This window comes from Pseudomonas sp. R3-56, from assembly GCF_051132075.1.
Classification (GTDB): Bacteria; Pseudomonadota; Gammaproteobacteria; order Pseudomonadales; family Pseudomonadaceae; genus Aquipseudomonas.
On sequence record NZ_CP071657.1, the window covers coordinates 730,372 to 755,778 of the forward strand.

Here is a 25,407-nt window from a genome sequence, read left to right on the forward strand (position 1 = left end):
GAATCGTTATAGGTATAAAAGAGGCGGCAGTTTACCTTATGCATCGCAAGCTGCCCACGCGTTGGCCGGAACTTGGCCGATACGCACTTGTAATTGGGTTGACCGTGTATCAGCTGCGTCGTTCGACGATATAACGCGCCAGCTCGCGCAACGGTTCGGCGGCCGCGTCAAAGGGTCGCAGCGCGTCCAGGGCCTGGTCGCGCAGCTCCAGCGCGTAGGCCTTGGCGGCCTCGAGTCCGAGCAGGGCCGGGTAGGTCGGCTTGTCACGGGCGATATCGGCGCCCTGGCGTTTGCCGAGAGTCTGGGTATCGCTTTCGACGTCGAGGATATCGTCCTGCACCTGGAAGGCCAGGCCGATGGCCCGGGCGTAGGTTTGCAGGGCTTGCAGCTGTTCAGGCGTAGCCCGGCCGCTGGCCAGGGCGCCGAGCCGGACGCTGGCTTCGATCAGCGCGCCGGTCTTGTGCCGGTGCATGTATTCCAGGGCGTCCTGGTCGAGTTTCAAGCCCACCGAACCGAGGTCGATGGCCTGGCCGCCGACCATTCCAGCCGGGCCTGCCGCTTGTGCCAGGGCGCTGACCATGTCCAGGCGAACCTCTGCCGGGCAATTGCTCAGGGCCGGGTCCAGCAGGGCGCTGAAAGCCAGGCTTTGCAAACCGTCGCCCGCGAGGATCGCGCAGGCTTCGTCGAATTTCTTGTGCGTGGTCGGCTGGCCGCGACGCAGGTCGTCATCGTCCATGGCCGGCAAGTCGTCGTGCACCAGCGAATAGGCGTGGATCAATTCCACCGCGCAGGCCGCGCCGTTGGCCTGCTCGGCAGCGCCGCCAAGGGCTTCGCACGCGGCATAGGCGAGCAACGGACGCACGCGCTTGCCGCCGTTCATCACGCTATAGCGCATGGCTTCGTAGAGCCGCGCCAGTTCAGGGCTCGGGGCGGCGAACAAGCTGTCCAGCGCGGCATTGACCCGGGCCTGACTGCTGGCCTGATACGCGCCGATCATTCAGGCTGTTCCGCGTCGAACGGTTCTTCGGTCAGCTCGCCGTCGCGTTCCAGCAGCAGTTGCACTTTCTGCTCGGCCTGGGCCAGCGCCGCCTGGCAGTCGCGAGTCAAGCCGATACCCTGCTCGAAAGCGGTCAGCGAGTCTTCCAGCGACAGTTCGCCGTTCTCCAGGCGTTCGACCAGCGCTTGCAGGTCGGCCAGAGATTGTTCGAAATCCAGTGCAGCTTTCTTGCGGGCCATGGCGGCTATTCCGGTTGACTGTTAAACCGGCGCGACACTAGCAGACATGGGGGTTTGGGGCAAATCAGGGTCGGGTTTATCGCGGCGCAACGGGTGAGCTGAGACAGACCGCTTTTGTGGCGAGGGAGCTTGCTCCCGCTGGGCTGCGAAGCAGGCCCAACGCTGCGCAGGCTTACCCAGATTGCGACTGCTGCGCAGTCGAGCGGGAGCAAGCTCCCTCGCCACGGGGTATTCAGTCAGCGGGATAATTGATGCGATAACGGGTGCTGCGTCCCCCGCCGGGCATCCGCTCCAGGCAGCCCTTCTCCAACAGCTCCGTCAGGTGTCGCGTGGCCGTTGCCTTGGAGACCTTGGCCACGGCTTGGTACTGAGCTGCGCTGATGCCCTGCTCGAACCCCTTTTCACCACCGTCGAGCAATCGGTTCAGCACTTTGATCTGTTCCGGTGAGAGCGCCGAGTCGCGATGGACTTGCCAGAAACGCGTCTTGCCCAGAACACTTTCGATATTGGTCATTGCCTTCTGCAGGCTGCGCAAAAGCGTTTGCAGGAACCAGGTCAACCAGTCGGTGATATCCAGCGTGGCTTTCTGGCTGTTTTCCAGGATTCGGTAATAGCCGGCGCGGTCGTCCAGGATGCTCACCGACATCGCGTGGAAACGGATCGCCTGGGCCTCGCCCTGGGCCAGTGCCAGGTCGGTCAAGGTGCGGGTCAAGCGACCATTGCCATCATCGAATGGGTGCAGAGTGACAAACCAGAAATGAGCGATGCCGGCACGTAGCAGCGGATCGATGCTGGTCTGATGACGGCTGGCTTCGAACCAGTCGATGAACTGTTGCAATTGTTGCTCAAGTCCTTTTCGAGGCGGCGCTTCGAAATGCATGGTAGGCCGCTCCAGCCTTCCCGAAACCACTTGCATCGGTTCGTCACCGCGCAGTGCACCTACGCGGATCCGCTGATGGGCAAGGTCGCTGGTTTGATCAGGAAATAACCACTCATGCCATTCCAGCAAGCGTTCGACGGTCAGGGGCTGGTTGAAATGCCGAGTGGCATCCAACAGCAGCTTCGCCAAGCCTTCGCTACGCTGAGTGACCGAAGTGTCATCGGCGTGTTCCAGGCCCAGGCGGCGGGCCAGGGACGAGCGCACCGAGCCGACATTCAACTGTTCTCCTTCGATAGCTGAAGAGGACACGATGTTTTGCAACAAGGCATCAAGTTCGTTCTGCACGCTGATTGACGCCGTGACCGCGCCCGTCATGCCCAGCAACCGACCTTGCGCCTGTACGCATTCCCTTAGTACCGGCGCCAATGCTTCAGCTTGCCAGTGAAAGTCGGGCCATTCGGCCTGCTGCCAGATCCAATAAGCTGCCATGAGTCTGTCCGAAAGTGAATGAGCCGAATAATAGCCCTATTCGGCTCATTTCGTGAGCCGAATAAAATTCCTATTCGGCTCACGCTATTCTCAGTCCGTGATTTCGCACACAGAATCGCGCGTTCCCCGATTGTGAAAAATCCGTCAAATGGCTACTCTTCGCGCCATCTACGGCCCCTTGTAACGGGGCCTTCAGACGTAATCCGAATAATGACAAACAGCGCCCGGGGAAGGGCGCCGGGTTGCGTTGTGCATGGCAGGAGGCATACGTGCGTTTTCTTTTTTTATCGATCGTGCTGCTCGGTGCGCCGTTGGCGTGGGCCGGGCCTTCGGCCGAGTTGTCGGAGCCGGTCGGTGGCTGGCGTTATAGCGGCTTGCTCGATCGCACGGAAAACCCTCAGGTCGCCTATCCGACACCGCCCATTGACCGAGGCATCCAGCGCAATCGCACGATGATCGAAGGTCGGATCAAGGACATGGGCGCGGCGCGCCAGCCCCACAGCCTGGCAGTCAACGGCAACCCGTTGAATCTCTATACCGACGACGAGGGGCGTTTTGCCCGGCCGTATGCGTTCGGCGCCGGCTCCAACAGCGTCGAGGTGCGCAGCTCCGAAGGCCAGTCCCTCAAGCGCGTGCAATTTTATGAAGCCAACAACCTGCGCACCCCGGCGCAAATTCGCGTGGTGCTGGGCTGGGACGACCCCAAGGCCGAACTCGACCTGCATATCGTCACACCTGATGGCCAACATGCGTTCTTCGGCCAACCGGCGCTGAGCAATGGCGGCGGCCTCGACCCGGACGGCGTCGATGGCCCCGGCCCCGAGATGTTCACCATGACCGCGCCGATGCACGGTACGTACCTGGTCTACGTGAACTATTGGGGCAACTACGGCAGCGGCGGCTACAACTTCGATGAAACGAGCAACCAGAACGAGGTGATCACCTCGCAGATCAACCTGGTGCTCAACGAAAACACCGTCGATGAAAAACGCGAGACCTTTGTCGTGCCCCTGCGCGCCATTGGCGATCTGTTGCTGGTCAAGACTTTCAATTACTAAGCTCCACGGATGAACAGGCCCTTGTGAATATGAGCGACAACACTGCTTCCCCGACCACGCCGACCCCTGTCGCCAAACCAGTGCGCCGCTGGCCGGCGATACTGATCGGGCTATGCCTGGTGACCGGCGTGGCCGCCGGGTTGGGCTGGTTCATGACCAAGCCCAAGGCGCCGCCCACGGAGCTGGCGTTGGAAAAGCTCGGCGTGAGCCGTCCCGACGGTCTGCTCGAGGCGCACTCCTTGAGCCAATTGCCCAAGGACCTGCTGGCCGTGCCGTTCCTCAAGGCCACGCTCACCGAGGATTTCGTCTTCTATTACGAAGCCCACGCCGACCGCCTCGGCCTGATCGGCAGCCTGCGCCGAATCATCTACGAGCATGACCTCAAGCTGCAGGACAGCCTGATCGAGCAGCTTTTCGACCAGCCAGCCGACGTCGCGCTGTGGCGCGGTGCGGACGGCCGGCTCAAGGATTTCCTGCTGGTGATGGACCGTGGCGGATTGGCGAAGGTGCTGGAGCCGTTGGCGAAAGTCGCCCTGGACGACACCCAGTTGAGCAAGCTCGGCGACCTGAAGGTGGGCGGCGACGAAGTCGCGCTCTACCAACTGAGCTATAACGCCAACAAATCCCTGGTCTTCGCGTCCCATGGCGACAAGCTGGTGGTGCTGTCCAACCCGACCAAGCTCTACGACCAGGGCAGTGGCCCTACCGACGAACCGGGCATGATCTCGACCCAGGCCCTCGAAGCGTTGCTGGCCGGTGAGAAACTCTTCCCGGAAGCCTTCGGCCTGCCACCCAAGGCGCCGCAGGTCAAGCAGCGCATCTCGGTCAACGCCAGCGTGCTCGCCATGGGTTACCAGCGTTTCATTCCGAACTTCGCCGGCTTGCGTTTCGACATGGACGACAAAGGCTGGCACAGCTTCCTGGCCATGGACGAATTGGAGAACCAGCCGGACTTCGATTTCAAGCCCATCTGGCAAGCCATGCCGATGGGCGCCAGCGCCTGCGTGGCCTTGCCCCTGGCCGCCGAGCAGCAGAAGCCCCTGCTGGTAAAACTCGGTGCCGACGAAAAAGCCGCCCAGGCCATGGTTGATCACGTGGCGGGTGCGGCGGGCCTGTGCTGGTACGCCGAGTCGCGCCTGTACACACCGCTGCTGGTGGCAAGCCTGAACGAAGACGACGGCAAGCTCGACGCCGACCTGGGCAAGCTGTTCGGTTCGATGGTGGGCGCCTATGAAAACAATGTCGCCGAACATGCGTTCCCGGTTGTAGAGAAGCAGCAAGGTGCGATGCACCAATGGCAACGCCAGGTCAGCTCCAACTTCGGCCCCTACCTGGCCAAGGACGCTGAGCAGCCCGAGTCGATCACCGGCAAGGCGTTCATGCGGGTCAGCCTGGCGCGCCACGGTTCGACCCTGCTGTTCTCCCTTGACGACAAACTGGTCGACAAGGCCCTCGGCACCCTCGACAAACGCTTCCCGCCCATGGCCGATGTAGTGCCCAAGGACCAATTGATGCCGGTCTACTTTGGCCCCGACTCCATGGCGCAACTGATGCAGCGCGAAACCCTCGACAGCCTGCCCCAGGACATGGAACCGGTGTTCTATAACGCCGCGCAAACCTACCTGATTCCGAAACTGCGCACCCTCGGCGGCTACGGCAAATACGCGCTGACCTTGCCTGCAGGCAGCGAGCCGGACGGCCATTGGCAATGGTTGCCGCTGGAATGGAAAGCGCTGTGACAGGACTGATCCGCATTCCCGGATTGGCGCTGCTGCTGGCATTGCTGCTCGGCGCGCGGGCGTTCGCCGACGAGGCGCCGCCGCTGGATGCGCAACAATCCCAGGTCTTTCGGGCCTGGTTCGTGCGCATCGCCCAGGAGCAACTGAGCAAAGGCCCGAGCCCGCGTTGGTACCAGCAGGACTGCGCCGGACTGGTGCGCTTCGCTGCCAACGAAGCGCTGAAAGTCCATGACCAGAAATGGTTGCGCAGCAATGGGCTGTCCAACCGCTACCTGCCGCCGGAGCTGCCGCTGAGCGATGCGCAACGGCGCCTGGCCCAGCAATGGCAACAGGGCGGCGGCAAGGTCGGGCCCTATGTCAACGCGATCAAGCTGATCCAGTTCAACAGCCGTCTGGTGGGCCGCGATGTCACCCAGGCCCGGCCCGGCGACCTGATGTTCTTCGACCAGGGCGACGACCAGCACCTGATGATCTGGATGGGCCGCTACATCGCCTATCACACCGGCACTACCACCCCCACTGACAACGGCATGCGTTCCGCAAGCCTGCAACAACTCATGAACTGGAAGGACACCCGATGGATACCCGACGCAGCCAACCCCAACTTCATCGGCGTCTATCGACTCAACTTTCTCACCCAATGACCGGTGCCCGCATGCTGCGCTTGTGTTCAAAACTGCCCCTGCTGTTTGCTCTGTTGCTGGCACCTCTCGTGAATGCCGAAGACACCGTGGAGCCCAGCGGCTACACGCCGGTGTCCGGTGAAAGCTTCTTCCTGCTGGCCGACAGCAGTTTCGCCAGCGACGAGCAGGCGATGGTCCGTCTCGAAGCGCCGGGTCGCGACTACCGCCGGTTCCGCATGGAGCCCTACGGCGGCGCGGATATCCGCGTCTATCGCATCGAAAAGCCACTGGAGTTTCTCAAGCGCCAGAAGAACCTGCATCGCGTGGTCAGCGACGGCCAGTTCAAGGGCGAAGGCTTGTCCAATACCATCGCGTACCTGTGGGACAACTGGTATCGCAAGTCCCGCCGGGTGATGCAGCGGGCGTTCTCCTACGAGTCCCGCCAGCAAGTCACTGAAGAAGTGCCGGAGCTGAAGGTCGGCAATGCCCTGATCGCGCCGACCCCGTACGACGCTCCAGCGCAATTCGCCTTGATCCCCGGCTTGCCGGTGGTCAGCCAGTTCCGCTATCCGCTGTGGCAGGCCAAACCGATCCAGCCACCGGCCGGCGTCGACCTGGCCGGTTCGTCCAGCGACTTTGTCAGCGTCGCGCCGGGCAATGTCTACGTGCCGCTGGGCCAGTTGAAACCGGGCCTGTACCTGGTGGAAGCGCTGATCGGCAAGTACCGGGCGACGACGATGGTCTTCGTCTCCAACACCGTGGCCGTGAGCAAGATTGCCGGTGACGAATTGCTGGTCTGGGCCGCGCGCAAGCATGAAGGGCGCTCGGTGCCCAAGGTCAACGTGCTGTGGACCGACGGCCTGGGCGTGATGAGCAGCGGTGCCACCGATGAAGACGGCCTGCTGCGCCTCAAGCACGTCAGCCCGGAGCGTTCGTTCGTCATTGGCGAGGACGAAGAGGGCGGGGTGTTCGTCTCGGAAAACTTCTACTACGACAGCGAAATCTACGACACCAAGCTCTACGCCTTCACCGACCGGCCGCTGTACCGGCCGGGGGATTGGGTATCGCTGAAGATCGTTGGCCGGGAGTTCAAGAATGCCCGCGACTCGGTGCAACCGACCGCCGCCGACGTCAACGTCACAGTGCTGGACGCGACCGGCACCGCGCTGCAAACCCTGGCCCTGAAGCTCGACTCCAAGGCCGGCACCCAGGGCCGTTTCCAATTGCCGGAAAATGCCGTGGCCGGTGGTTATGAGTTGCGCTTCAGCTACAAGGATCAGCTCTACAGCAGCGCCTTTCGCGTGGCTGAATACGTCAAGCCGCATTTCGAAATCGCCCTGAACCTCGCCAAGCAGGATTACCGCACCGGCGAGCCGGTCAAGGGCAATCTGGTGTTGCTGTACCCGGACGGCAAGCCCGTGGCGGACGCCAAGGTCAGCCTGAGTCTGCGCGCCCAGCAACTGTCGATGGTGGATAACGAGCTGCAATACCTGGGGCAATTCCCGGTGGAGCTGACCAGCAGCGAAGTGACCACCGACGCCAAGGGCAACGCCGCCCTCGACCTGCCGGCCGCCGACAAGCCAAGCCGCTACACACTTACCGTATTCGCCAGCGATGGCGCGGCCTATCGGGTCAAGACCAGCAAGGAAATCCTCATCGATCGTGGCGCGGCAAATTTCCGCCTGGGCGCTCCCCAGCGGTTCAGCGCCGTTGGCCAGAAAGTGTCGTTCAGCTACGCCAACGAAGGCGGCAACGAGCAGGCCAAGGCCGTGACACCGGGCAGCTACGCCTGGGTACGCCTGGAAGACCAGAGCACAGGCGAAGGCAAGCTGGCGGCCAAGGACAAGGGTTTCAGCCTGACCTTCGAGCGTCCTGGCACCTACAACCTGACGCTCAAGGACGACCACGGCCGGGTCATTGGCGCCGCCGCGCATGCGGTAACCGGTGAAGGTATCAAGGCCGTGCCGGGCACGGTCGAGATCGTCTTCGACAAGCCTGAATACAAGACCGGTGACGAAGCCCTGGCTTTGATCACTTTCCCGGAACCGGTCAGCGACGCGCTGCTGTCCCTGGAACGGGACAAGGTCGAGGCTACCGCGCTGCTGACCAAGGGCGCCGACTGGCTGAAGATGGAAAAGCTCAGCGACACCCAATACCGCGCGCGCATTGCCGTGAAAGACAACTTTGCGCCGAACCTGACCTTCTCGGTGCTGTACACCAAGGGCGGCCAGTACAGCTTCCAGAACGCCGGGATCAAGGTGGTCGCGCCGCAGATCGACGTGGCCATCACCACCGATAAAGCCACGTATCGCCCGGGCGACACCGTAACCGTGGACTTGGGCACCCAGTTCGCCGGCAAGGCGATCCCGGCGCACCTGACCGTCAGCGTCGTCGATGAAATGGTCTATGCCCTGCAACCGGAAGTGGCGCCCACCATCGACCAGTTCTTCTATCACCCACGCCGCAACAACGTGCGCACCAGCGCCAGCCTGTCATTCATCAGCTACGACGTGGCGCTGCCGGGCAGCCCTGGCGCACCGGGCAAGGCCAACCGCAGCGAGCGTGGCGTCAAGGTGCTGGAACGGCCGCGTCGCGAAGACGTCGACACCGCCGCATGGCAACCGGAGCTGGTCACCGACGCCAACGGCAAGGCCCGCTTTACCTTCAAGATGCCGGACTCCCTGACCCGCTGGCGCATCACCGCCAAGGCAATCGCTGACGACGGCCAGGTGGGGCAGAAGAAGCAGTTCATCGCCTCGGAAAAACCGCTGTACCTGAAGTGGAGCGGCCCGACCCGCTTCCGCGTGGGCGACAAGCCGCAACTGGGCCTGTTCGTCTTCAGCCAGTCGGAAAAACCGCTCAAGGCCGAACTGTTGATCCGCTACGCCGGCGCCGAACAGCGTGTGGTCGCGGACCTGAAAAATGGCATCAACTACGTCGCGCTGCCTCCCATGGAGCTGAGCAACGGCGACTTGACCGTGCAGTTGCAACTCAATGGCGAAACCCAGGACGCCCTGGCCATGCACCTCAATGCCAGCGGCAACGGTTGGCAAGTCACCCAGAGCCAGCGCCTCGACGTTATGAGTGACGCCACGCCACTGAACCTGCCGGCCGACGCCAGTGACATTCGCCTGCGCCTGGATGACAGCCCGCAAGCGCTGTTCCGTTCGGCCCTGGACGACCTGTTGAGCTACCCGTACGGCGGCGTCGAACAGACCGCCAGCCGCTTGTTGCCGTTGAGTATTGCCTACCCGTCCCTGGCGTCGAACCCGCAGATCCGCGACCGCTTGCGCTTGATCATGCAAAACAGTCGCTTGCGCCTGGTGCAGATGGCCGGCCCGTCGGCGAGCTTCACCTGGTGGGGCCAGGACGGCGAGCCGGATGCATTCCTCACCGCCTACGCCTATTACGCCGACTGGCACGCCAGCAAGGCGCTGGACCTGAACCTGCCGCCGGAACACTGGCAGCGAGTGCTGGAGGTCTATGCCAAGCAGGCCGGTGAGACGCCATTGCTGCAACGTGCCCTGATCCTGTCGTTTGCCAAACAGATGCAGCTGCCGGTGAACACCTTGGTCAGCGGTCTGATGGACGACCTGGCGAAGGCCAGCGAAGACAGCACCGAGAGCGTGCTGGACAGTGGCGAGGACAGCCTCGTCATGTACGCGCCGGATTCAGCCCTCGGCCTGGCCAGCGCCCGTGTCCTGACGGCATCGCTGGCCAAGCAGGTAAAAGTGCCAATGCCGGCGGCCTTCAGTCGCCAGGCAGACGCCGCGCAACAGCAGTTGGAACTCAGCTCCCAGCCGTTCGTCGAGGCCTTGCTCTTGTCGATGCAGAGCTTCGATCAGGCGCGCGCCGCCGCGTTGCTGCAGCGTGTGTTGCCACAGCAATCCACGCTGGAACGTGCCCTGGCCCTGACTTGGTTGCAGCGCAGTATCGAACAGGCACCGGCGGCCACAACCCTGGAACCGGCCGAAGGCTGGGCAGCCAAGCAGGGCGCGACCGGTGAAACCTACTGGCAGTGGCAGGGCGCGCAGCTACCAACGATGCTGACCCTGACCAGTGCCCAGGCGCGTCCGGTGCAGGCGTCATTGAGCTTCCAGAGCCAGCAAGCGCCAATTGCGCCGATGGCCGTGTCCATCACCCGCCGCCTGTCGCGCCTCGTGCCGGGCGACGAAGCGTTCACCTTCAAGCTCGAAGCTGTCGGCAACAAGCCGTTGTCCAGCGACAGCCTCTATCTGGATGAAGTGATCATCAACAGCAAGGCCTCAACGCCGCTGCGCTACGGCATGCTCGAAGTGCCGCTGCCGCCGGGCGCTGATGTGGAGCGCACCACGTGGGGCATCCAGTTGCTGGGCAAGGCCGACAGCGAACCGACGTCCCTGGAAAAGGCCCGTTTCGAGCCGGGCCAGATGGCTTACGCGGTCCCGGTGGATGCCCTTAGTGGCGAACTGCGCCTGCGGCACCTGGTGCGTTTCTCCCAGAAGGGCCAGTTCACCCTGCCGCCGGTGCGTTTCACCCAGGTGTATGCGCCGCAAAACCAGGCTCGCGAACAGAAACCGGCGCTCGGTCAGGTGACGGTCAACTGACATGCGCAAGCCTTGGGGCTGGTGGCTGTTGTGCTTGATTCCTGCGCTGGCGACAGCGCAGGAGGAGCCCTTGCGCCTGGCTTTCGACGGTCAGCTGTTGCGAGTGAGCCAGACCCAGGTGCTGGACCGCCAGCCGTTGCCGGACGCGTTGACGGCACCGTTGGGCAGCCTGTGGAAGCTCTTCGTCTACGCCTGGCTGGTGGACACCGATGCTCGCGAGCCGGTCTATGAGTGTCGCGGCGAATCGAAAGAAGAAGTCTATTGCTGCACTGCCGGGCAGAGCATCGGCCGGGATCAGGCGCTGGTGAAGTCCTGCGGCTTGTACTTCGAACCGCAACGGCTCGGGCTTTCGGCACCGGACTGGCGAGATTACTGGCAAGCGCGCCGGGCGCCGAACTGGTTGCTGGACTTGCCGACCTTGCAGCCGCAAACCCAGGTACCCGTTGCAGAACTGCTCAAGGCGCTGGCCACGTTGCCGGCCCAGGATCAGGCCCGGCGGGTATTACTCGACGTGGTGCTCGGCGCTGCGGATGGGCGATTGATCGGTCAATTGGGCGGTCGCCTGCGGGTCAAGACCTGGAGCTGGCTGGATGACCGGGGCCCAGCGTCGCGCCAGGGCGGTTTCGCCGGTTGGTTGGCCGATGGCACGCCCGTCTGGGCCGGTGGGCGCGGTACCAGCCAGCAGGTGCTGAAGAAGTATGGCGATGGCTTGGCCATGGCATTGCCGTCGCGCTGGCCGGCGGAAACCGGGCGTTGCGTGGAAGTAGGCCTGTTTGCCCGTTATCCGTTGCAGCGGGTCATGGCTGGCGACCGTCCTGCCACGCCGGGTCAGCTGCGCGGCGATTACCGTGTCGAGTTCACCAATGGCAACCAATTGGATATCCACAGCGACGGCGAGCTGTTCCTGCTGCCTGGCAAGCTGGTCGCGCGACTGGATCGGGAAGAATACGTCGCCCGGGTCCTGCAACGCGAAGCCAAGGCCGAACCGGTCGAAGCGGCCAAGGCATTGGCCGTGGCGATTCGCACCTACCTGCTGCAAAACGCCGGACGCAATGGTGATTGCCTGAGCATCGATGACAGCAGTCACCGCCAGCGCGTCGCCCCGCGTCCGGCGGCGCCTGAAACCCGCGCTATTGCCGCGTGGACCACTGATCTGGTCCTGGCCGGCACTGACGTCACTTACCACTCCGATCAACCGGGCCCGGACAAATTGTCCTGGGCCCAAGCCGTTGAACAAGCCAACGGCGGCCAACGCTACGACGCCATCCTGCTGCATGCATATCCGCGTGCCAGCCTCAGCCGCTGGGACAACCCGGTAGCGTCCTGCGAAGCGTTGCCCGCGGCCCAGGACTGGTTGCTGAAGCAGCGCCGTGGCTGGCGTGAGCGCCTGGAAAGCGAAGTGGGCTACAACGAAATCAGCGCTTTCGCGGTCTGCCGCGTCGCCTTCGGCCGGCCGTATGTCGACCGCGAGCGCCAGCGCATCTACGTACGTGGCGTGCTCTCGCTGCAAGACCGCCTCGACCTCACACACGAATACCTGCACCTGGCCTTTGAGGCTCACCCCAACGGCCAGGACGAAACCTATATCGAAGGGCTCGCCCGTCACCTCTTGCTGGAATAGACCATGACACTCCGTTATCCACAGGTCTTGTTGTTGCTCTGTGCCTTGACCGCGTTACCACCGGCCATGGCTGCCGACCCCATCAAGCTCGACACACCCGTCGGCGGCTGGCGCAGCGGTGCGCCGGGGGGCGAGGGCGAAAGCTTCAGCCAGACCGTCAACTACCCGGCCTCGTCGGTCAATACGCCCCCGAGCCAGGCCGACACCGCACGCATCAGCGGCCAGATCAAAGGCGCGCCCAAGGACAGCAATGCGCCAGGACAATTGATCGTCAACGGCGTAAGCCTGCCGCTGAAAACAGATGAAGAAGGCCGTTTCGACCGACCGTTCTCATTCCCCAATGGCAGCAACAGCGTTGAAGTGCGCAGCGCCGATGGTCAGCAGCGCCACCGCACGCAGTTCCTCAACACCACCGGCGGCGCCACCCCGGCCAAGCTACGGGTCCTGCTGACTTGGGATAGCGACGGCACCGACCTCGACCTGCACCTGGTGACGCCCGATGGCGCGCACATCTGGTACGGCGACCGCGCCGTCGCCAACGGCGCCGCGCTCGACGTCGACGTCACCACCGGCTACGGCCCGGAAATCTTCGCCATGCCCGCGCCGATCAAGGGCCAGTATTTGGTCTACGTGAACTATTACGGCGGCGGCTACCGCAGTGACGAGGATGAGGAGGGCGACGGCGAGCAGGTGGAGCAGGCGCAACAGGCCCTGACCACGGCGCAGGTAACGGTGATTACTGAAGAGGGCACTCCGAGCGAGAAGATGGAAACGTTCGTGGTGCCGATGCGGGCGGTCGGGGAGCTGACATTGATCAAGAGCTTCAGCTATCCATAGCCGGGGCTCCAGACACATCGTGATTGATTGGGCAAATACGGCTCACCGGTCACTCGACAGTGTGTCGGGACCAGTCATGCCGATGCGGTAGCGGGCGCCCCGTAGCCTCTCAATAAGTCAAATATGCTACTGTTACGCGCAGCTAACGTGTTGTTGGCATTTCCATATGAATTCGATGAACCCACTCATGCAAAAAAAAACAAAGGTTATGCCGTCAATTAAGATGGTTTCAACGACTGACTTATTTTATGTGACGCAAGAAAGAGCTGAACCCTTCTGCATCACTTTTGGGCCGTGCTCTGAATGGAGCGATACAGATGTCAAAGGCTGAGTTGGAAGTGCCGGCGACAGAGGGTCGTTCATATTCATATCCCCATCTTGCCTATCGCGCGGACATTGATGGACTTCGCGCAATCGCCGTTTTAGGTGTGGTTCTGTATCACGCCTTCCCAAGTCTTATGATTGGTGGGTTTACGGGGGTAGATGTTTTTTTTGTAATATCCGGCTATCTGATTTCAGCCAATATTTATAAAAGTGCTGCACTTGGGCAGTTTAGTATTCTCGATTTTTATCGGCGCCGAATCAAGCGGATATTTCCGTCACTGGCGCTGGTCATGGCATCATGTATAGGATTTGGATGGTTCGCCCTGTTCCCAAACGAATATGCGCAGCTCGGGAAACAAACTGCGCTGGGAGCCAGCTTTTTATCCAATATCGGTTTTTTCAGGGAGAGCGGTTATTTTGACGTCTCGTCGATAACCAAGCCTCTACTGCATCTTTGGTCGCTGGGTGTAGAGGAACAGTTTTATATTGTTTGGCCTATTGTTGCTGTTCTGTTATGGCGAACTGGCCGCTTCTTTGGGATCTTCCTGGTCCTGTCCATAATCGCCTCTTTCATCGCCTCCATCATCGTCATCAGAGAGGATCAGGTTGCCGCGTTTTACTTGCCTTTCTTCCGATTCTGGGAACTGGCGATGGGCGCTTTGCTGGCTTATGTATGCCGAGATGGCTGGAAAGCTCATGCACTTTATGCGTGGGTTGGGATAGCCTTGATTACCCTTTCCTATGTTTTTGCCGAAGAGGGGCCGATGTTCCCGGGCTACTGGGCTCTGCTTCCGGTTTTCGGCGCATTTTTTGTTATCGCCTCAACCCCATCCGGATGGGTCAGCCAGCATGTTCTAGCGAGTTCTTCTGCACGGTTTCTTGGTCTGGTAAGTTTTCCCTTTTACCTTTGGCACTGGCCGATTCTGTCGTTTGCTCACGTGATACTCGGAGGGCAGCCTTCCGTTCTGGTCAGGGCGGGAGCCGTTCTACTTTCATTGATACTGGCCATCGCCACCTATCTTTTTGTGGAGAGGCCGCTTAGATACTCCAAGAGCCGGAATGTAACTATAGGCCTTGTCATTTCCATGATTGCTATCGGTGCATTTGGTTGGTACGTGGCGAAAACCGAAGGCATTCCTGGACGTGCCGCAGCGACAGACCAAGAGGCGCTCAATAAGCTCTTGGTTGGTCCTACGTGGAAGTACACAAAGAATGATTTGTGTGTTTCCTTGTATGCGCCCACTTTTCGTTACTTCTGCTCGCAGGAAAAACCCAGTCCGCCCACAGTTATTCTGATCGGCAATAGCTACGCCAATCATCTGTATGGCGGACTGGTGGAAAGCGAACGCTTCTCCAAGCAAAATATTCTGTCGTATGGTTCGTGTGAACCGGGTGGCTACCAGATTGACTGCGATATGCAGGAGCAGATCATTTCGGAACAACCGTCAATTAAGTATGCAATTATCAGCTCGCTATGGCCTCGGATTCGTGAGGACGGCGAGATAGTTAATATGATAAGTGGAGAGTCGTTGAATTATAATATGAGTTTTTTTAAACGCTATGAAGACTTCTTAAGTGCAAAGATTGATTTCTTAAATAAACATGGTGTGACTACTATTATTTTCAAGCCAAAGCCAGAAGTCGCTTACGAGCCAAGGACCTGCTTTGCGCGCCCCTTCGCTCCGGCAGCTAACAGCTGTATCGTCTCTCTGGACGAAGTAGGAAAACAGCAGGCTGGAATCGTAGCGGTCATTGATCGCGTGGCAGCAAAGCATCCAGAGGCCTTTGTTTTTGATCAAAATCCGTTGTTCTGCAATGATAAAAACTGCAGTTTAGTGAAGGATGGCGTGCCATTGCTTCGAGATTTCCGCCACTACAATGAGTTCGGTAGCCGTCTGATTGTAGAGCGCTTTGCAGACTGGGCGAAGGCTCGAAATATTGGGATTGTAGATTGATTGACCTGTGCGCGCGCTCCATGAAACTCATCTGTTAAGGTGAGAATCATGGAGCGGATAGATTTATTTTTCTGGTGCTGGGTTAATTTCTGCTTTGCGCTCAAGCGCTATACGCAGTTTACCCATTGATGGCTTCTCAATGAACAGGTAAGAAATATAGGATATTCCTACGCAGATGAAGCTGGTGACGAGCCCGCGAACAAATTTCGAGTCCGAAAAGCCTGGCACATTATCGATGAAAAATCTCAGGTGATATTCCATGATGTTGATTATTTGATAATGCCAGATATAAAGGCTATAAGAAATTACACCTAGAAAGGCAAGGGGGGACAGGAGTCTGCTGGTCAGGCGGTTGCATCTTCTGCCAATGGTAAACGTGATGCTGAGCATTGCTACGGAAATGCCGCTTAACGGGGCTGAGTAAGAGGTTAGCCTGGTATCAAAAAATGTATAAGCCGCAAGGCCCGCAACAATAGTGCCTATCGCGATTCTAACGGTTTTATTAGCCTCTGCAATGAATATTCCTAATGCGAAGGAATAGAATATTTGTGAGAATTTGAAATATTCGACAATACCATAGGCTTGAAAAATGAAGCACAATAGCAGAGAGGCTGCCAAGATCACGACAGGGTTCCGGAAGTTTGCCATCAACATTAAGGCAGCGAGTAGATAGAACAGCGCCTCATGTGTGAGTGTCCAAAGTACCGGGTTGATGCCTCTGGATACAGAAGGGTATAAGTCTTGAGAAAAGATCAGATGCCTGAATATAATCCAAGGGTCGTGAGACGCGACCCATTGGCTGCCGATATACCCAACCAATCCGGCAACTACGATTATGTTTACCAAGTACAGCGGCATCAGCCGGGTGACGCGGTGAATGGCGTAGAGTTTTATTCCGTTAGGCGTCCCGATTAAGCGCGTCCCGGATCGCCATATCAAATATCCGCTTAAACAGAAAAAAATATATACGCCAAATGAACCTAGAAATCCTTTATTCGCGGTCAGCCATTCATTTGTGGCGAGATGAGATGCATCGGAGTGTGAAAAGAACACAGCAGAAGCTGCTAGCCCTCTCAAGCAATCAATCATTTTTGTATGCAGGTTATAGTTCATATTTGCTGATCATGCTGTCGTGAAGTGCGCATGATGCCACATTTGTCAGTATTTTGTATCGTTTCACGTACCCTGAGTTGCTGTGTGTCGGGTTTTTGCTTGCTTGAAAGATCCAATTCTGAGCGTTGAGAACGGTCAGGGCTTTTCGAACAGCTGTTGGCCGGATAGGATAAGTAAGCTCAACAATCTTCGAGCATATAGAGTCGGGCCAGACGTCTGGCTGTAGAAACACCATGTTGGTTGGACAGACATTGCGTTGCGCAAATGGGCATGGCGCTCGATCGATAACAAAAGGTAACTTAATTCGTTACCTTTCGTTGTGCTTAAGTTACTCGGCGAGCGGGCTCGATGGAAACCCTTAGGGTATTGTCACCTTATCAAAAACTAACGCTAACTGCTGCTCAAGCCGGTCGATCGAAAAATTCACGGCACAGAACTCTTGAGCAATTCTAACCGCCTGTGTTCTAAAATCCTTGGAATCAAGCGATGAGACTAGCGCGTCATACCAGCCTGTTTCATCCACGAGCATACCTCCATCGCTAGGTATTACCTTGCTGTACACAGGGATATTTGAAGCGATAACAGGTATTCCGGCTGCGGTATATTCGATAAATTTGGTCGGCGCCTTGCATAGATTGAACTCTTCATTGACAAGAGGTGCCAGGCCTATGTCCCAATTCAAGCTTGCCAACACGGAAAGGAATTCGGAATAGGCTTTGTTTACCTTGTGACTTTTAATTCTGTCACCGAAGCGCTCAAGACGCGGAGGCATCTGAATCGTGCCGAAAACTTCGAAATGTAAATCTGGCCTTTCGTCCAGTAAACGTTCGAGCGCAGGCACAACCAGATTCAAATCTTCCTGATGCCCTTTAGATCCCATGTAACCCACCGTTTGGTACGGTCGAGCTTTTCTGGTGATTGGAAGCCTGTCCCCAATATATGGCGCATACATGCCGTGATAAACGGGTCGATCTGGAAACAGCTGGATCAGTAAACCTGCCAGATGGGATGTAGAAGCATAAATCAGGTCGCAATGTGCCAATAGATATCGACGAGCATCGATAATATCTTGGGCGCCTTGTCGTTCCAGGACTTCTACGCCTAAAGAGGCGGGGATTTCGAGCAAGTTGTCGTCGATATGATAAATTGTTGGTATTTTTTTAGCTTTAAAATAATCGACAATCTGCGCCCCAAAAGGTTGGCCGTAGCGGGTAATGATGACCAAGTCCGGTTTGAACGCCTCACTCGATAATTTCCAGAATCCTTCCTCTGCACGAGTGACCAGGTTTTGGGAAATAACCGCGAAGTTTACCTCCTTTCGACGGTGCATCTCGCGTAACGGAAGATCGAAGCTAATAAAATAGGTAGCATTAACATACTCAGTAAAAATAAGAATGTTCCGCCCGTTAGGGTTACCATTCAAGCAGAGGTCAAACGGTTTCGTTGCTCCGGCGGTTTTTGGTCTGGATAATAAATCGAAGAGGCCCCTCATGAGTTGGACGCCTTCTGGTCGTCTCGGTTTTTTTCCGCTTGTAGCTTAGCTTCATAAGCCTTGATCACACGCTGACGATTCCTTTTGGCTTCATAGACCGCTTTGTGTGGGATGTAACCCGAGAGTTTGTCAGCTGCCGCGTTTTTCTTGTCCCACAAACCGTGCAGGAAAGATGGCAGCCAATGCCGATATTTGATATCACGCAACAGTGAGGGACGAAAATATCCAAGATCGATCTCTGTCTGTATCTGGGCCTCTGTCAATGAGCCATCTTTGAGCATCCTGCGCACCTCCGCGAACCAAGGCCAGGCATTTTTATTCCCGCACGCGGACCAGGGTTGCGTGTAAACATCGGTATAGTGAATCAGACGTGTATCGGTGTCCCAGTGCTCCAGGCTGTTCCACTCGAACGGGACACCGTACTTGACATGTTCTTCCTCAAGAATGATCAGTTGCGACATCAATTCATCATAGTCGTAGCGACCTTCGTCCATGCCCCGGACAATGGTTTCGATGTCCCAGTCCAAGCGGTTACAGTCAAGGAGCATAACAGCGCATTGTTTTTTGCGGGTCTTCGGGGCACCGATTTTCTGGGTCGACTCGTCGCCGAACTTCACTTCCTGTTGGATGATGACCTTCGCGCCGTCAAATGGAATATTCCACAGCTCACGGATGTCGCGAAACACCAGCATATCGGCGTCCATATAGATCGCTTTGCCCTTATAGCCGGTGAGCTTCGGGATGCAGAAGCGGCTAAAGGAGAACCCTGTGCGCTGACCGTTCCTTGGATCCTTGGGTTCAGGGACAGGAAGGTCGAGCATCGGGATGACCTCGACTTTAGCGGTGGTGTGTCGCTTTATCGAATACTCAAGGACAGGAACGGCCAATAGCTGTGAGCGATCAACGCCGACATATACCCGTATCACTTCATCTCCGTGATCCATTCGGACCCCCATTACTGTTTAACATTGAATTCTACCTCTGCCTCTCGACAGACATTTCGCTTCCGACGGTCTTCGCACGTTGTCGCAGTCGGGTAGCGGTAGTGTTGGCGCACGCACAGCAAAACACCATCAAGCCGGAACGGGCCGGTATCTTATAGGAGGCGTTCCCCAGGCCGACGATTGCGTATTTGCATCTTTTGGCATTCAAGAGTCGGAACAGGCTCACCTCCCTATGTCGAGAATGATGCCATGGGCAGCGGATAATTGTTGCCTTTACCTGCTATGTTGAGGACGTGGTCGGAGGTAATCATGGGCGCCAGCAGGGGACGCCTGCCGACGACATGGCCCGGGCTGGTGTGATAGGTCAGATGCCCCATCTGACCAACAATGACGCATGGATGGCCAGGGCAGCAGGCAAGCCGGACTTGTGCAGGCTAGGTAGCAGGATAGGGTTGAGAAACCTGGCTCTCATCAAGGCTTGCCGAGCAGACGTCGACCGGAGAGCATAAGCATGCTCAACAGTTGACGAGCGTATACGTACAGTATTGGCCGCCTGGTTTTAAGAATACGATTATAGGGGGGGATAAATTTAACATCACGCAGCAATAGTCTGGCTGGTAATGCCCGTGGGTCATCAAGGCCATTTTCGATTTGGTAGAGGAGCGAGGGGCGTGCGTTTCCAGCTTCGATTTCTCGTTCAATATCAGAGCGGCTGATAAAACCGCTGTTAACTGCACGCCGTAAGCAAGAAACCCAAAGGCTGGCATTTTTGTTTTTAATTGAAACCCAGGGCTGAGTATTCATGTCGGTATAATGCAGGAGCGCCGTTTCGCCCGGCTCATAATGCTCAAGTGAGTTCCAAGTATCGGGGATCGTCCAGGCGATATTCTTTGCTACGCGCATTTCAAACATTAAGCTCGCATAATTAAGACGGTTCGCGTCCAGATCTGCAACGATCTCCTCTATCTTCCAGTTGAGCTTGCTGCAATCCAGAAGCATGACGCTGAACTGCGGGCGTCGGCTGCCTTCTGCTTTTTCAACTGTTTGTAGATCGCTACCGGAAAAGGGGCGGTCCCATAGACCAGTAATGTTCTGGAATACCTGCATGTCTGCGTCCAGGTAGATGGCTTTACCTGAAAAACCACACAACTCAGGGATCAGGAAACGCTGGAAGGAAAAAGGTGTTCGCGGACGATTTTCCAATGCTTCCGGTACGGGGATTGATCGCTCGAATGAGTATATGGGCGACACTTCCACGGGGATCGATGAGATTTCTCTGATAGAAAACTCAAGCACCCGCATTGGCAACCATTCGGCAGGTGTGGCCGCGATGAAAATTCGTGCGCCGGTCTCCGTCAGTGTTGGCTCAGTGCTCATAGTGTTCCTTTTTACTCATAGCGAACGGTGATACGAATTCAGACGAGTCTCTGCATTTTCAGACTCCAAACTAAAGCGACTTCAACAGGCTAAGTGAAGCTGCTACGCTGGCCAGATCTGGATGATTCCGAAATGTATTGACGTAGTCGCTGACTTGAGAATTGGAAGAAATGCGCTGTTCGATCTCATCGCTGATAAAATCGCGCTCATAATGTTTGTCCGGGTCATCAACCATTAAATTTTCGTACGCGAAGTCAACGCCCAAAAAATTATTTAGCCTGTCCATCGTCTTGTCGAAGTCGAAAACAAGGCTCTCGTAGTGCATATGGAAAACGTTCGGATTCCTTTCGATACGTAGGATCGTGGAATAGGCCTGGGCCCATGCTTCAATCATCAGATCGATATCGGTAATTGCTTTCCACCAATCCTTGCCTTGTTTGGACATTTCGGTACGGCGCAGCATGGAGTTAACCACGTCATAGGGATTGCGGGTAATATGCAAGTATCGAGCGTGGGGCAAGGCTAATACTTCATCAATTTCTTTGTAGTAGTTAGGATATTTATCTCCCCAGACGACCAAGGGTTCGCCCTCGGCATGACGTTTATGGTGCCATTTATACATATAAAGAATAGCTGGCCAGACGGATTTTACGGAAAAATTATGGCTATGAATATTGTCTAGCGTCAACGTTTCACGGTGAGACAGTGAGCGCATACCTCCGGTGAGCGTACGGGCACGTCGCTCGCGGGTACCAAGAAGCTTGCTCAATACCTTCCCTGTATTGACAAGATTCTCTTCCGAAGAGATATAAACCGAGCGGTGCGAGTTCAATACCTGCAATAGAGCGGTCGTGCCGCTGCGGGGAGCGCCACCAATCAGAAGGGGTTGTCGCTGTACGCTTGTCATACAAACATTCCGTTAAAATTTGGTTTCGAACGTTTACTTAAACGACCACTGGGCCGCTCGTTGAACCGGAACGGCATAGTGATATTCTCCAGCTACCCGGAAAGGAACAGCTTCCGAAAGGCTGAGATGATCCACTCCGTCTGGACTCATGACTTGTACCGCAATCGAAAATGCACCTGGAGAAAGTTCAGCGCTGCCAAGTTCAACATGTAAAATACTGGCATGGTCGGGCCAGGCAAGTGCTGCGCGTACCGAATTCCAGTCCATCAGCACGCCTTGCGCGGTGTCTCTCAATAAGACTCGCACTTGAGCATTGGCCGGCAGCTTGGAAATATCGATATTCAACGACAGCGGGCTTCCGTACTGTATGGGTTGACCGGAGACAAGAGGCGATCCGGCGACCAGTAACTCAAGGGCGACAAGCTCTGGATTGAATACTTGCCCGCGTTTTTTCTCATTATGATGGCCCAGTTTATCTTGGTAGAGTTCGATCGCTTGCTGCACGCCGCCATCAAATAAAACGCGGCCTTTCTCAAGATATAGCCCACGTTCGCACAGCCGAGCGACTTGTCCTATGGAATGCGAAACAAAAATAACCGCAGCATTTCGCGAAAGCTCGTTGATCCTTTCATAACAGCGCATGCGGAACGCCAGATCGCCGACGGCGAGCACCTCATCAATGATAAGGATATCCGGTTCTATCACTGAGGAGGCTGCGAAGCCGAGGCGTGACTTCATCCCAGAGCTATAAAACTGCACTGGTGAATCAAAGAATTCATCGATTTCCGCAAACTCTTCGACTTGAGCAATGTATTGGGCCAAGTCTTTACCGCGCTTTCCCATCAAGCGTCCGCGTACCGAAACATTGTCGCGTCCGGTCATGCTCGGTGCGAAGCCCGCACTCATTTCAAGTAAGTGCCCTAGCTCGCCGCGTCGTACTATGTTTCCCTTATCCGCCCTTAACTTCCCGGCGATACATTTGAGCAAGGTGCTTTTTCCCGCACCATTGTGGCCCAGTACGCCAATGACCTCGCCACGTCGCAGTGAGAAATCGACGTCGCGGAGGGCCCAGAATTCCGAGTCACGCAGGTCACTATTTCGATCTGTCATGCCGGTCGCATTCGACAGCAGGTCCTTGGCCGCATGACGTACCGACGCGTTCAGGTTGCGGGAGTATTTCTTCCAGAGACCCTGGACTTCAAGTAGCACTTCCATCAGTTACCCATCCGCTCTAATAAAATAGGTACCTGACGACGCAACAGAACAAGTAACCATGTCAGTAACAATAGCGAAATTCCACTGGCGACAAGCATGGGCAGCATATAAACGCCTCCGCTCTGTCCCTGTAGCACGCTGGACAGAACTGCTAGTGGTGACGCCAGAGGGTTAACAATATTTATCCAATAAAGCACGCTGTCCAATCTCTCTGTTGCAGGGTAGAAAATTGGCGAAATCAGGACGATCGGCAGATTTATCGAACTCAGTGCTTTACGCACATCGGCATATAGCACCGACCAAGGAGCCAGCAGCAAACCTATAGTGGTTGCCGATAGCAGCAGCGCCAAAATACACGCTATAAATATTAACCAAGGGTATATGCCTGTCGGGAAAGCCAGACCGAGAAGCGGAATGGCAAGAATGATCAGAGCGCTGCGAATCAGAACGGCAATTCCGCCCTCAAATACAATTGCCAGTACAAAAGGCGTTGGGCCGACGTCCAGCCCTCGCAACAGGCCGCGCTGACGGCGTATGAAATTGGCCATTTCCTGAACTATCTGCATCCAGCATTGGAACAGAGTAATCCCGGCAAAGGCACGAAGAATGTCCCAGCCCGCCTGCTCCGAAAGATTGGTGGCATTTCCGGTCAGCTCACGTTTAATGAATATGTAACAGATGGCATAGAGCATGGGGATGATCAACGCCCATGCATATCCCAGGGCATGTTCACGCATCTGCAGGCGGATGTTGCGTAATGCTAGGGTTACGCCGGAGTCCATTATGTTGAGTAAGGTTTTAATGGCTGTTGCCCTTGTTGAGAAAGTCATGAGCTTTGCTTACGATAGCTTCGGCTGTTTCCTTGAAGCGATTGTCGAGAGTCTCGGATTGCGACATGTCAATTGCGTAGCTTCCGAGGAACCAGTCAACGAAGCGTCGATAGCGATTCTCCAGCTCCGCCTTGCTGGTGTTTGAAACAAACTCCCACGCCTGATCAAGGTTGCCGAGTGTGGCATTGAAGGTCACGCAATCATACTCAACCCGGCCAAATGTGACCACGGGCTTGGCCTGTAGCAAAGCCTCAAAGCCTACACCACTGTTGATTGTATAGACGCCGCTCGCATGCTTCGTCAGATCATGAACATTGGCATTACTGAATAAGACCGTGGCCCCGTCCGCATATCGCTCAAATGGCGACATGCTTTTCATATTGGCGGGATGAGGCTTGAGCACGACGGCTATATCACGAGCCCGGGCCCAGGTAATAAGCGCCGCAACAGCATCTTCTTCGGAAACATCCGAAAAATAGCGAATCGACTGATCAGTGGGAATCTGTAAGGGGAAGAAAATATACGGTCGAGGAGTATCAGTCTTGATTCCCTGTGTATTGTACAAGGCAGGAATCAGTCCTTCACGTAGCAGTTCTTCCTTGGTTCTCGGGGCTGGCTGGGAAAATTTACTACCGATTTTTCCGTCCTGCAAACGGTCACGATAATGGTCGTAGGCCTCTTGAGATTGTTGTGGCAGAGACTGCAGATCCACCGGGTAAACACTTGACGCAGCGCTCCAGCCCTGGTCATTGACCACGAACACCCAGCGAAAAAATTCCTGCATGTAAAACATGACAGGCGTGGGGCCATCCTCGAAGTCAAGTTTGCAGCGATGAGGAATTAAGGCCAACGCTGAGCAATTCTCTTCGATTTTCTGACGGGTTATTGTCCAAGCGGGAACTTCGATAATATCTACTGGCATTCCCGCTCGTTGAATGGAATTGGCCAAGCGCAAAGTAAAAGCTTTCCAATACAAGCGGAGATCAATCGTATCGTCGCTGGGGATTGGCGGCGCGGCGTTGGCGACAGCTCCTCGTTTCCAAGGTAGGTCTAGCCTTGGAATATACAGCGTAATACGTGCCGAGACGTTCCGAGCTACTCTCAGGCGTTCAAACATCCACTCGTTTGAAAGTAAATCGCTATTACTCTGTAGATTGGCTACGAGTTGATTGGCAAGTACCCGTCGTTCTTCATCATCCGATAACAGTGCCTGCAGTATAAAGAAGCGCATATCGTACAGCTTGCGCCCACCCTTGCCCGCCCAAAGAATGCTTGTTTCTTTAAACTGCCAGTCGGCATATTTTTGTTTCAGGTTGAAATAGTGGATTTTTTTAAATTTTTGCATCTTTTGGAAAAATACAATCTGGTCGATGAACCATTTTAACGTCTGATTTTTAAAGTGATTATCTATTTCATCTGACACATCTTTTAGGAGTTCAACTACCCGAGGGGTGGGTAAGAACCAGATAGAGCCGGTGGCGATCGAGAGATGCTCAGGCGTGCCTTCGACCTGATCACGCCGAATAATAATCAGTTCTGCGTTTGCTTTGTCTGAAAAATCCAGTTCAATTGGATTAACTACCAGAGAGTCTGCATCCATGCTAAATACAGGTGTAGCGTATTCGCTCAGCAGGGTTTGTAGCCGAGGGAAGCGAGCGCTGGCGTAATAAGCTCGCTTTTGTTTTAAGGGAAGTGAAGTAAGATCGGTGTCTTCCCTGGACACAAATAGACGCGTATGGCGCAATCCTGAACGCAAGTCATTGATCCGTTCAAGTGATTGTTGGTCAGGGTTAATGATATGAAGAACAAACGAATATCCAGGTGAATAAAGATCTACGCTTCTGATCAACGAGATCGCATATCTAAGATATCCTGAGTCGCAACTGGAGAACAGTAACAACGGTTCGTCCTGAGTCAGTGCGGGTGGGATAACCCAGTTTACTTTCCGATCAATCATGTATTGGTACATCCTCTGATAGAAGAGCCGTTATTGACTGCATAGCGATATCCCTGCTATTTGTTGCAAACCGATAAACGGCTCTGTTCTCTTGCTCAATCGCAAAACGCTTGAGGTCGGCATTGATCATGCCCATTCAGGCATTCCTTGTAGCCTTCGTTCAGCGCCAGGCTCAACCATCCGCTGCCGACACAAGTTGCCATGTGATCTTGGTCGCTGAAAAG

The 25,407-nt window shown here is 56.3% G+C and carries 19 protein-coding genes; 7 read left to right on the forward strand and 12 right to left on the reverse strand.

Going from position 1 to position 25,407, the window contains the following annotated elements; all coding sequences use genetic code 11:
- Positions 1-109 precede the first annotated feature (109 nt).
- The 3 genes from ispA to J3P96_RS03475 form a co-directional block, all read right to left on the reverse strand.
- Positions 110-997 carry a (2E,6E)-farnesyl diphosphate synthase gene (gene ispA, locus J3P96_RS03465; RefSeq protein ID WP_434655334.1) on the reverse strand — a complete coding sequence of 296 codons (888 nt, stop codon included), beginning with the start codon at positions 995-997 and terminating at the stop codon, positions 110-112.
- Entirely contained in the window at positions 994-1,236 is a 243-nt protein-coding gene (locus J3P96_RS03470) for an exodeoxyribonuclease VII small subunit (RefSeq protein ID WP_305498501.1), read from the reverse strand. Before J3P96_RS03470 ends, ispA begins: the two co-directional genes overlap by 4 nt.
- A gap of 232 nt (positions 1,237-1,468) precedes the next feature.
- A complete protein-coding gene (locus J3P96_RS03475; protein WP_434655337.1) occupies positions 1,469-2,605 on the reverse strand; it encodes a Fic family protein in 1,137 nt (378 codons plus the stop codon).
- A gap of 269 nt (positions 2,606-2,874) precedes the next feature.
- On the opposite strand from J3P96_RS03475, the gene J3P96_RS03480 reads away from it, so the two are divergent.
- The 7 genes from J3P96_RS03480 to J3P96_RS03510 all read left to right on the forward strand — a co-directional run bounded on the left by J3P96_RS03480 (position 2,875) and on the right by J3P96_RS03510 (position 15,348).
- Positions 2,875-3,663 (forward strand): YfaP family protein, encoded by a 789-nt coding sequence (locus J3P96_RS03480; RefSeq protein ID WP_434627871.1) that lies wholly within the window; start codon positions 2,875-2,877, stop codon positions 3,661-3,663.
- 29 nt (positions 3,664-3,692) lie between these two features.
- Positions 3,693-5,402 (forward strand): DUF2138 domain-containing protein, encoded by a 1,710-nt coding sequence (locus tag J3P96_RS03485; protein ID WP_434655340.1) that lies wholly within the window; start codon positions 3,693-3,695, stop codon positions 5,400-5,402.
- The gene (locus J3P96_RS03490) at positions 5,387-6,046 is read left to right on the forward strand and encodes a DUF1175 domain-containing protein (protein WP_434571546.1); all 660 of its coding nucleotides are present in this window, start codon (positions 5,387-5,389) and stop codon (positions 6,044-6,046) included. The genes J3P96_RS03485 and J3P96_RS03490 overlap by 16 nt, the downstream gene beginning before the upstream one ends.
- The gene (locus J3P96_RS03495) at positions 6,043-10,611 is read left to right on the forward strand and encodes an alpha-2-macroglobulin family protein (RefSeq protein ID WP_434658080.1); all 4,569 of its coding nucleotides are present in this window, start codon (positions 6,043-6,045) and stop codon (positions 10,609-10,611) included. The genes J3P96_RS03490 and J3P96_RS03495 overlap by 4 nt, the downstream gene beginning before the upstream one ends.
- A 1-nt stretch (position 10,612) precedes the next feature.
- Complete coding sequence (locus J3P96_RS03500) at positions 10,613-12,232, forward strand: DUF2300 domain-containing protein (RefSeq protein ID WP_434655343.1); 1,620 nt, start codon at positions 10,613-10,615, stop codon at positions 12,230-12,232.
- A 3-nt stretch (positions 12,233-12,235) separates the two neighbouring features.
- Complete coding sequence (locus J3P96_RS03505; protein WP_434655346.1) at positions 12,236-13,069, forward strand: YfaP family protein; 834 nt, start codon at positions 12,236-12,238, stop codon at positions 13,067-13,069.
- A gap of 317 nt (positions 13,070-13,386) precedes the next feature.
- Entirely contained in the window at positions 13,387-15,348 is a 1,962-nt protein-coding gene (locus J3P96_RS03510) for an acyltransferase family protein (protein WP_434655350.1), read from the forward strand.
- A gap of 63 nt (positions 15,349-15,411) precedes the next feature.
- Here the strand turns inward: J3P96_RS03510 and J3P96_RS03515 are convergent, their stop codons facing one another.
- The 9 genes from J3P96_RS03515 to J3P96_RS03555 form a co-directional block, all read right to left on the reverse strand.
- Positions 15,412-16,461, reverse strand: coding sequence for an acyltransferase family protein (locus J3P96_RS03515; RefSeq protein WP_434655352.1), 1,050 nt, complete (start codon positions 16,459-16,461; stop codon positions 15,412-15,414).
- 358 nt (positions 16,462-16,819) lie between these two features.
- On the reverse strand, positions 16,820-17,953 hold the full coding sequence (locus tag J3P96_RS03520; RefSeq protein ID WP_434655353.1) for a glycosyltransferase: 1,134 nt from the start codon (positions 17,951-17,953) through the stop codon (positions 16,820-16,822).
- Positions 17,950-18,897 (reverse strand): glycosyltransferase, encoded by a 948-nt coding sequence (locus J3P96_RS03525; protein ID WP_434655356.1) that lies wholly within the window; start codon positions 18,895-18,897, stop codon positions 17,950-17,952. The genes J3P96_RS03520 and J3P96_RS03525 overlap by 4 nt, the downstream gene beginning before the upstream one ends.
- Before the next feature lie 471 nt (positions 18,898-19,368).
- Positions 19,369-20,274 (reverse strand): glycosyltransferase, encoded by a 906-nt coding sequence (locus J3P96_RS03530; RefSeq protein WP_434655358.1) that lies wholly within the window; start codon positions 20,272-20,274, stop codon positions 19,369-19,371.
- 70 nt (positions 20,275-20,344) lie between these two features.
- The gene (locus J3P96_RS03535; RefSeq protein WP_434655360.1) at positions 20,345-21,181 is read right to left on the reverse strand and encodes a sulfotransferase family protein; all 837 of its coding nucleotides are present in this window, start codon (positions 21,179-21,181) and stop codon (positions 20,345-20,347) included.
- A gap of 33 nt (positions 21,182-21,214) precedes the next feature.
- A complete protein-coding gene (locus tag J3P96_RS03540; RefSeq protein WP_434655364.1) occupies positions 21,215-22,396 on the reverse strand; it encodes an ABC transporter ATP-binding protein in 1,182 nt (393 codons plus the stop codon).
- The gene (locus J3P96_RS03545; RefSeq protein ID WP_434655367.1) at positions 22,396-23,226 is read right to left on the reverse strand and encodes an ABC transporter permease; all 831 of its coding nucleotides are present in this window, start codon (positions 23,224-23,226) and stop codon (positions 22,396-22,398) included. Before J3P96_RS03545 ends, J3P96_RS03540 begins: the two co-directional genes overlap by 1 nt.
- Positions 23,195-25,183, reverse strand: coding sequence for a capsular polysaccharide export protein, LipB/KpsS family (locus tag J3P96_RS03550; protein ID WP_434655370.1), 1,989 nt, complete (start codon positions 25,181-25,183; stop codon positions 23,195-23,197). Before J3P96_RS03550 ends, J3P96_RS03545 begins: the two co-directional genes overlap by 32 nt.
- Positions 25,176-25,319 carry a hypothetical protein gene (locus J3P96_RS03555; protein ID WP_434655374.1) on the reverse strand — a complete coding sequence of 48 codons (144 nt, stop codon included), beginning with the start codon at positions 25,317-25,319 and terminating at the stop codon, positions 25,176-25,178. Before J3P96_RS03555 ends, J3P96_RS03550 begins: the two co-directional genes overlap by 8 nt.
- Positions 25,320-25,407: the final 88 nt, after the last annotated feature.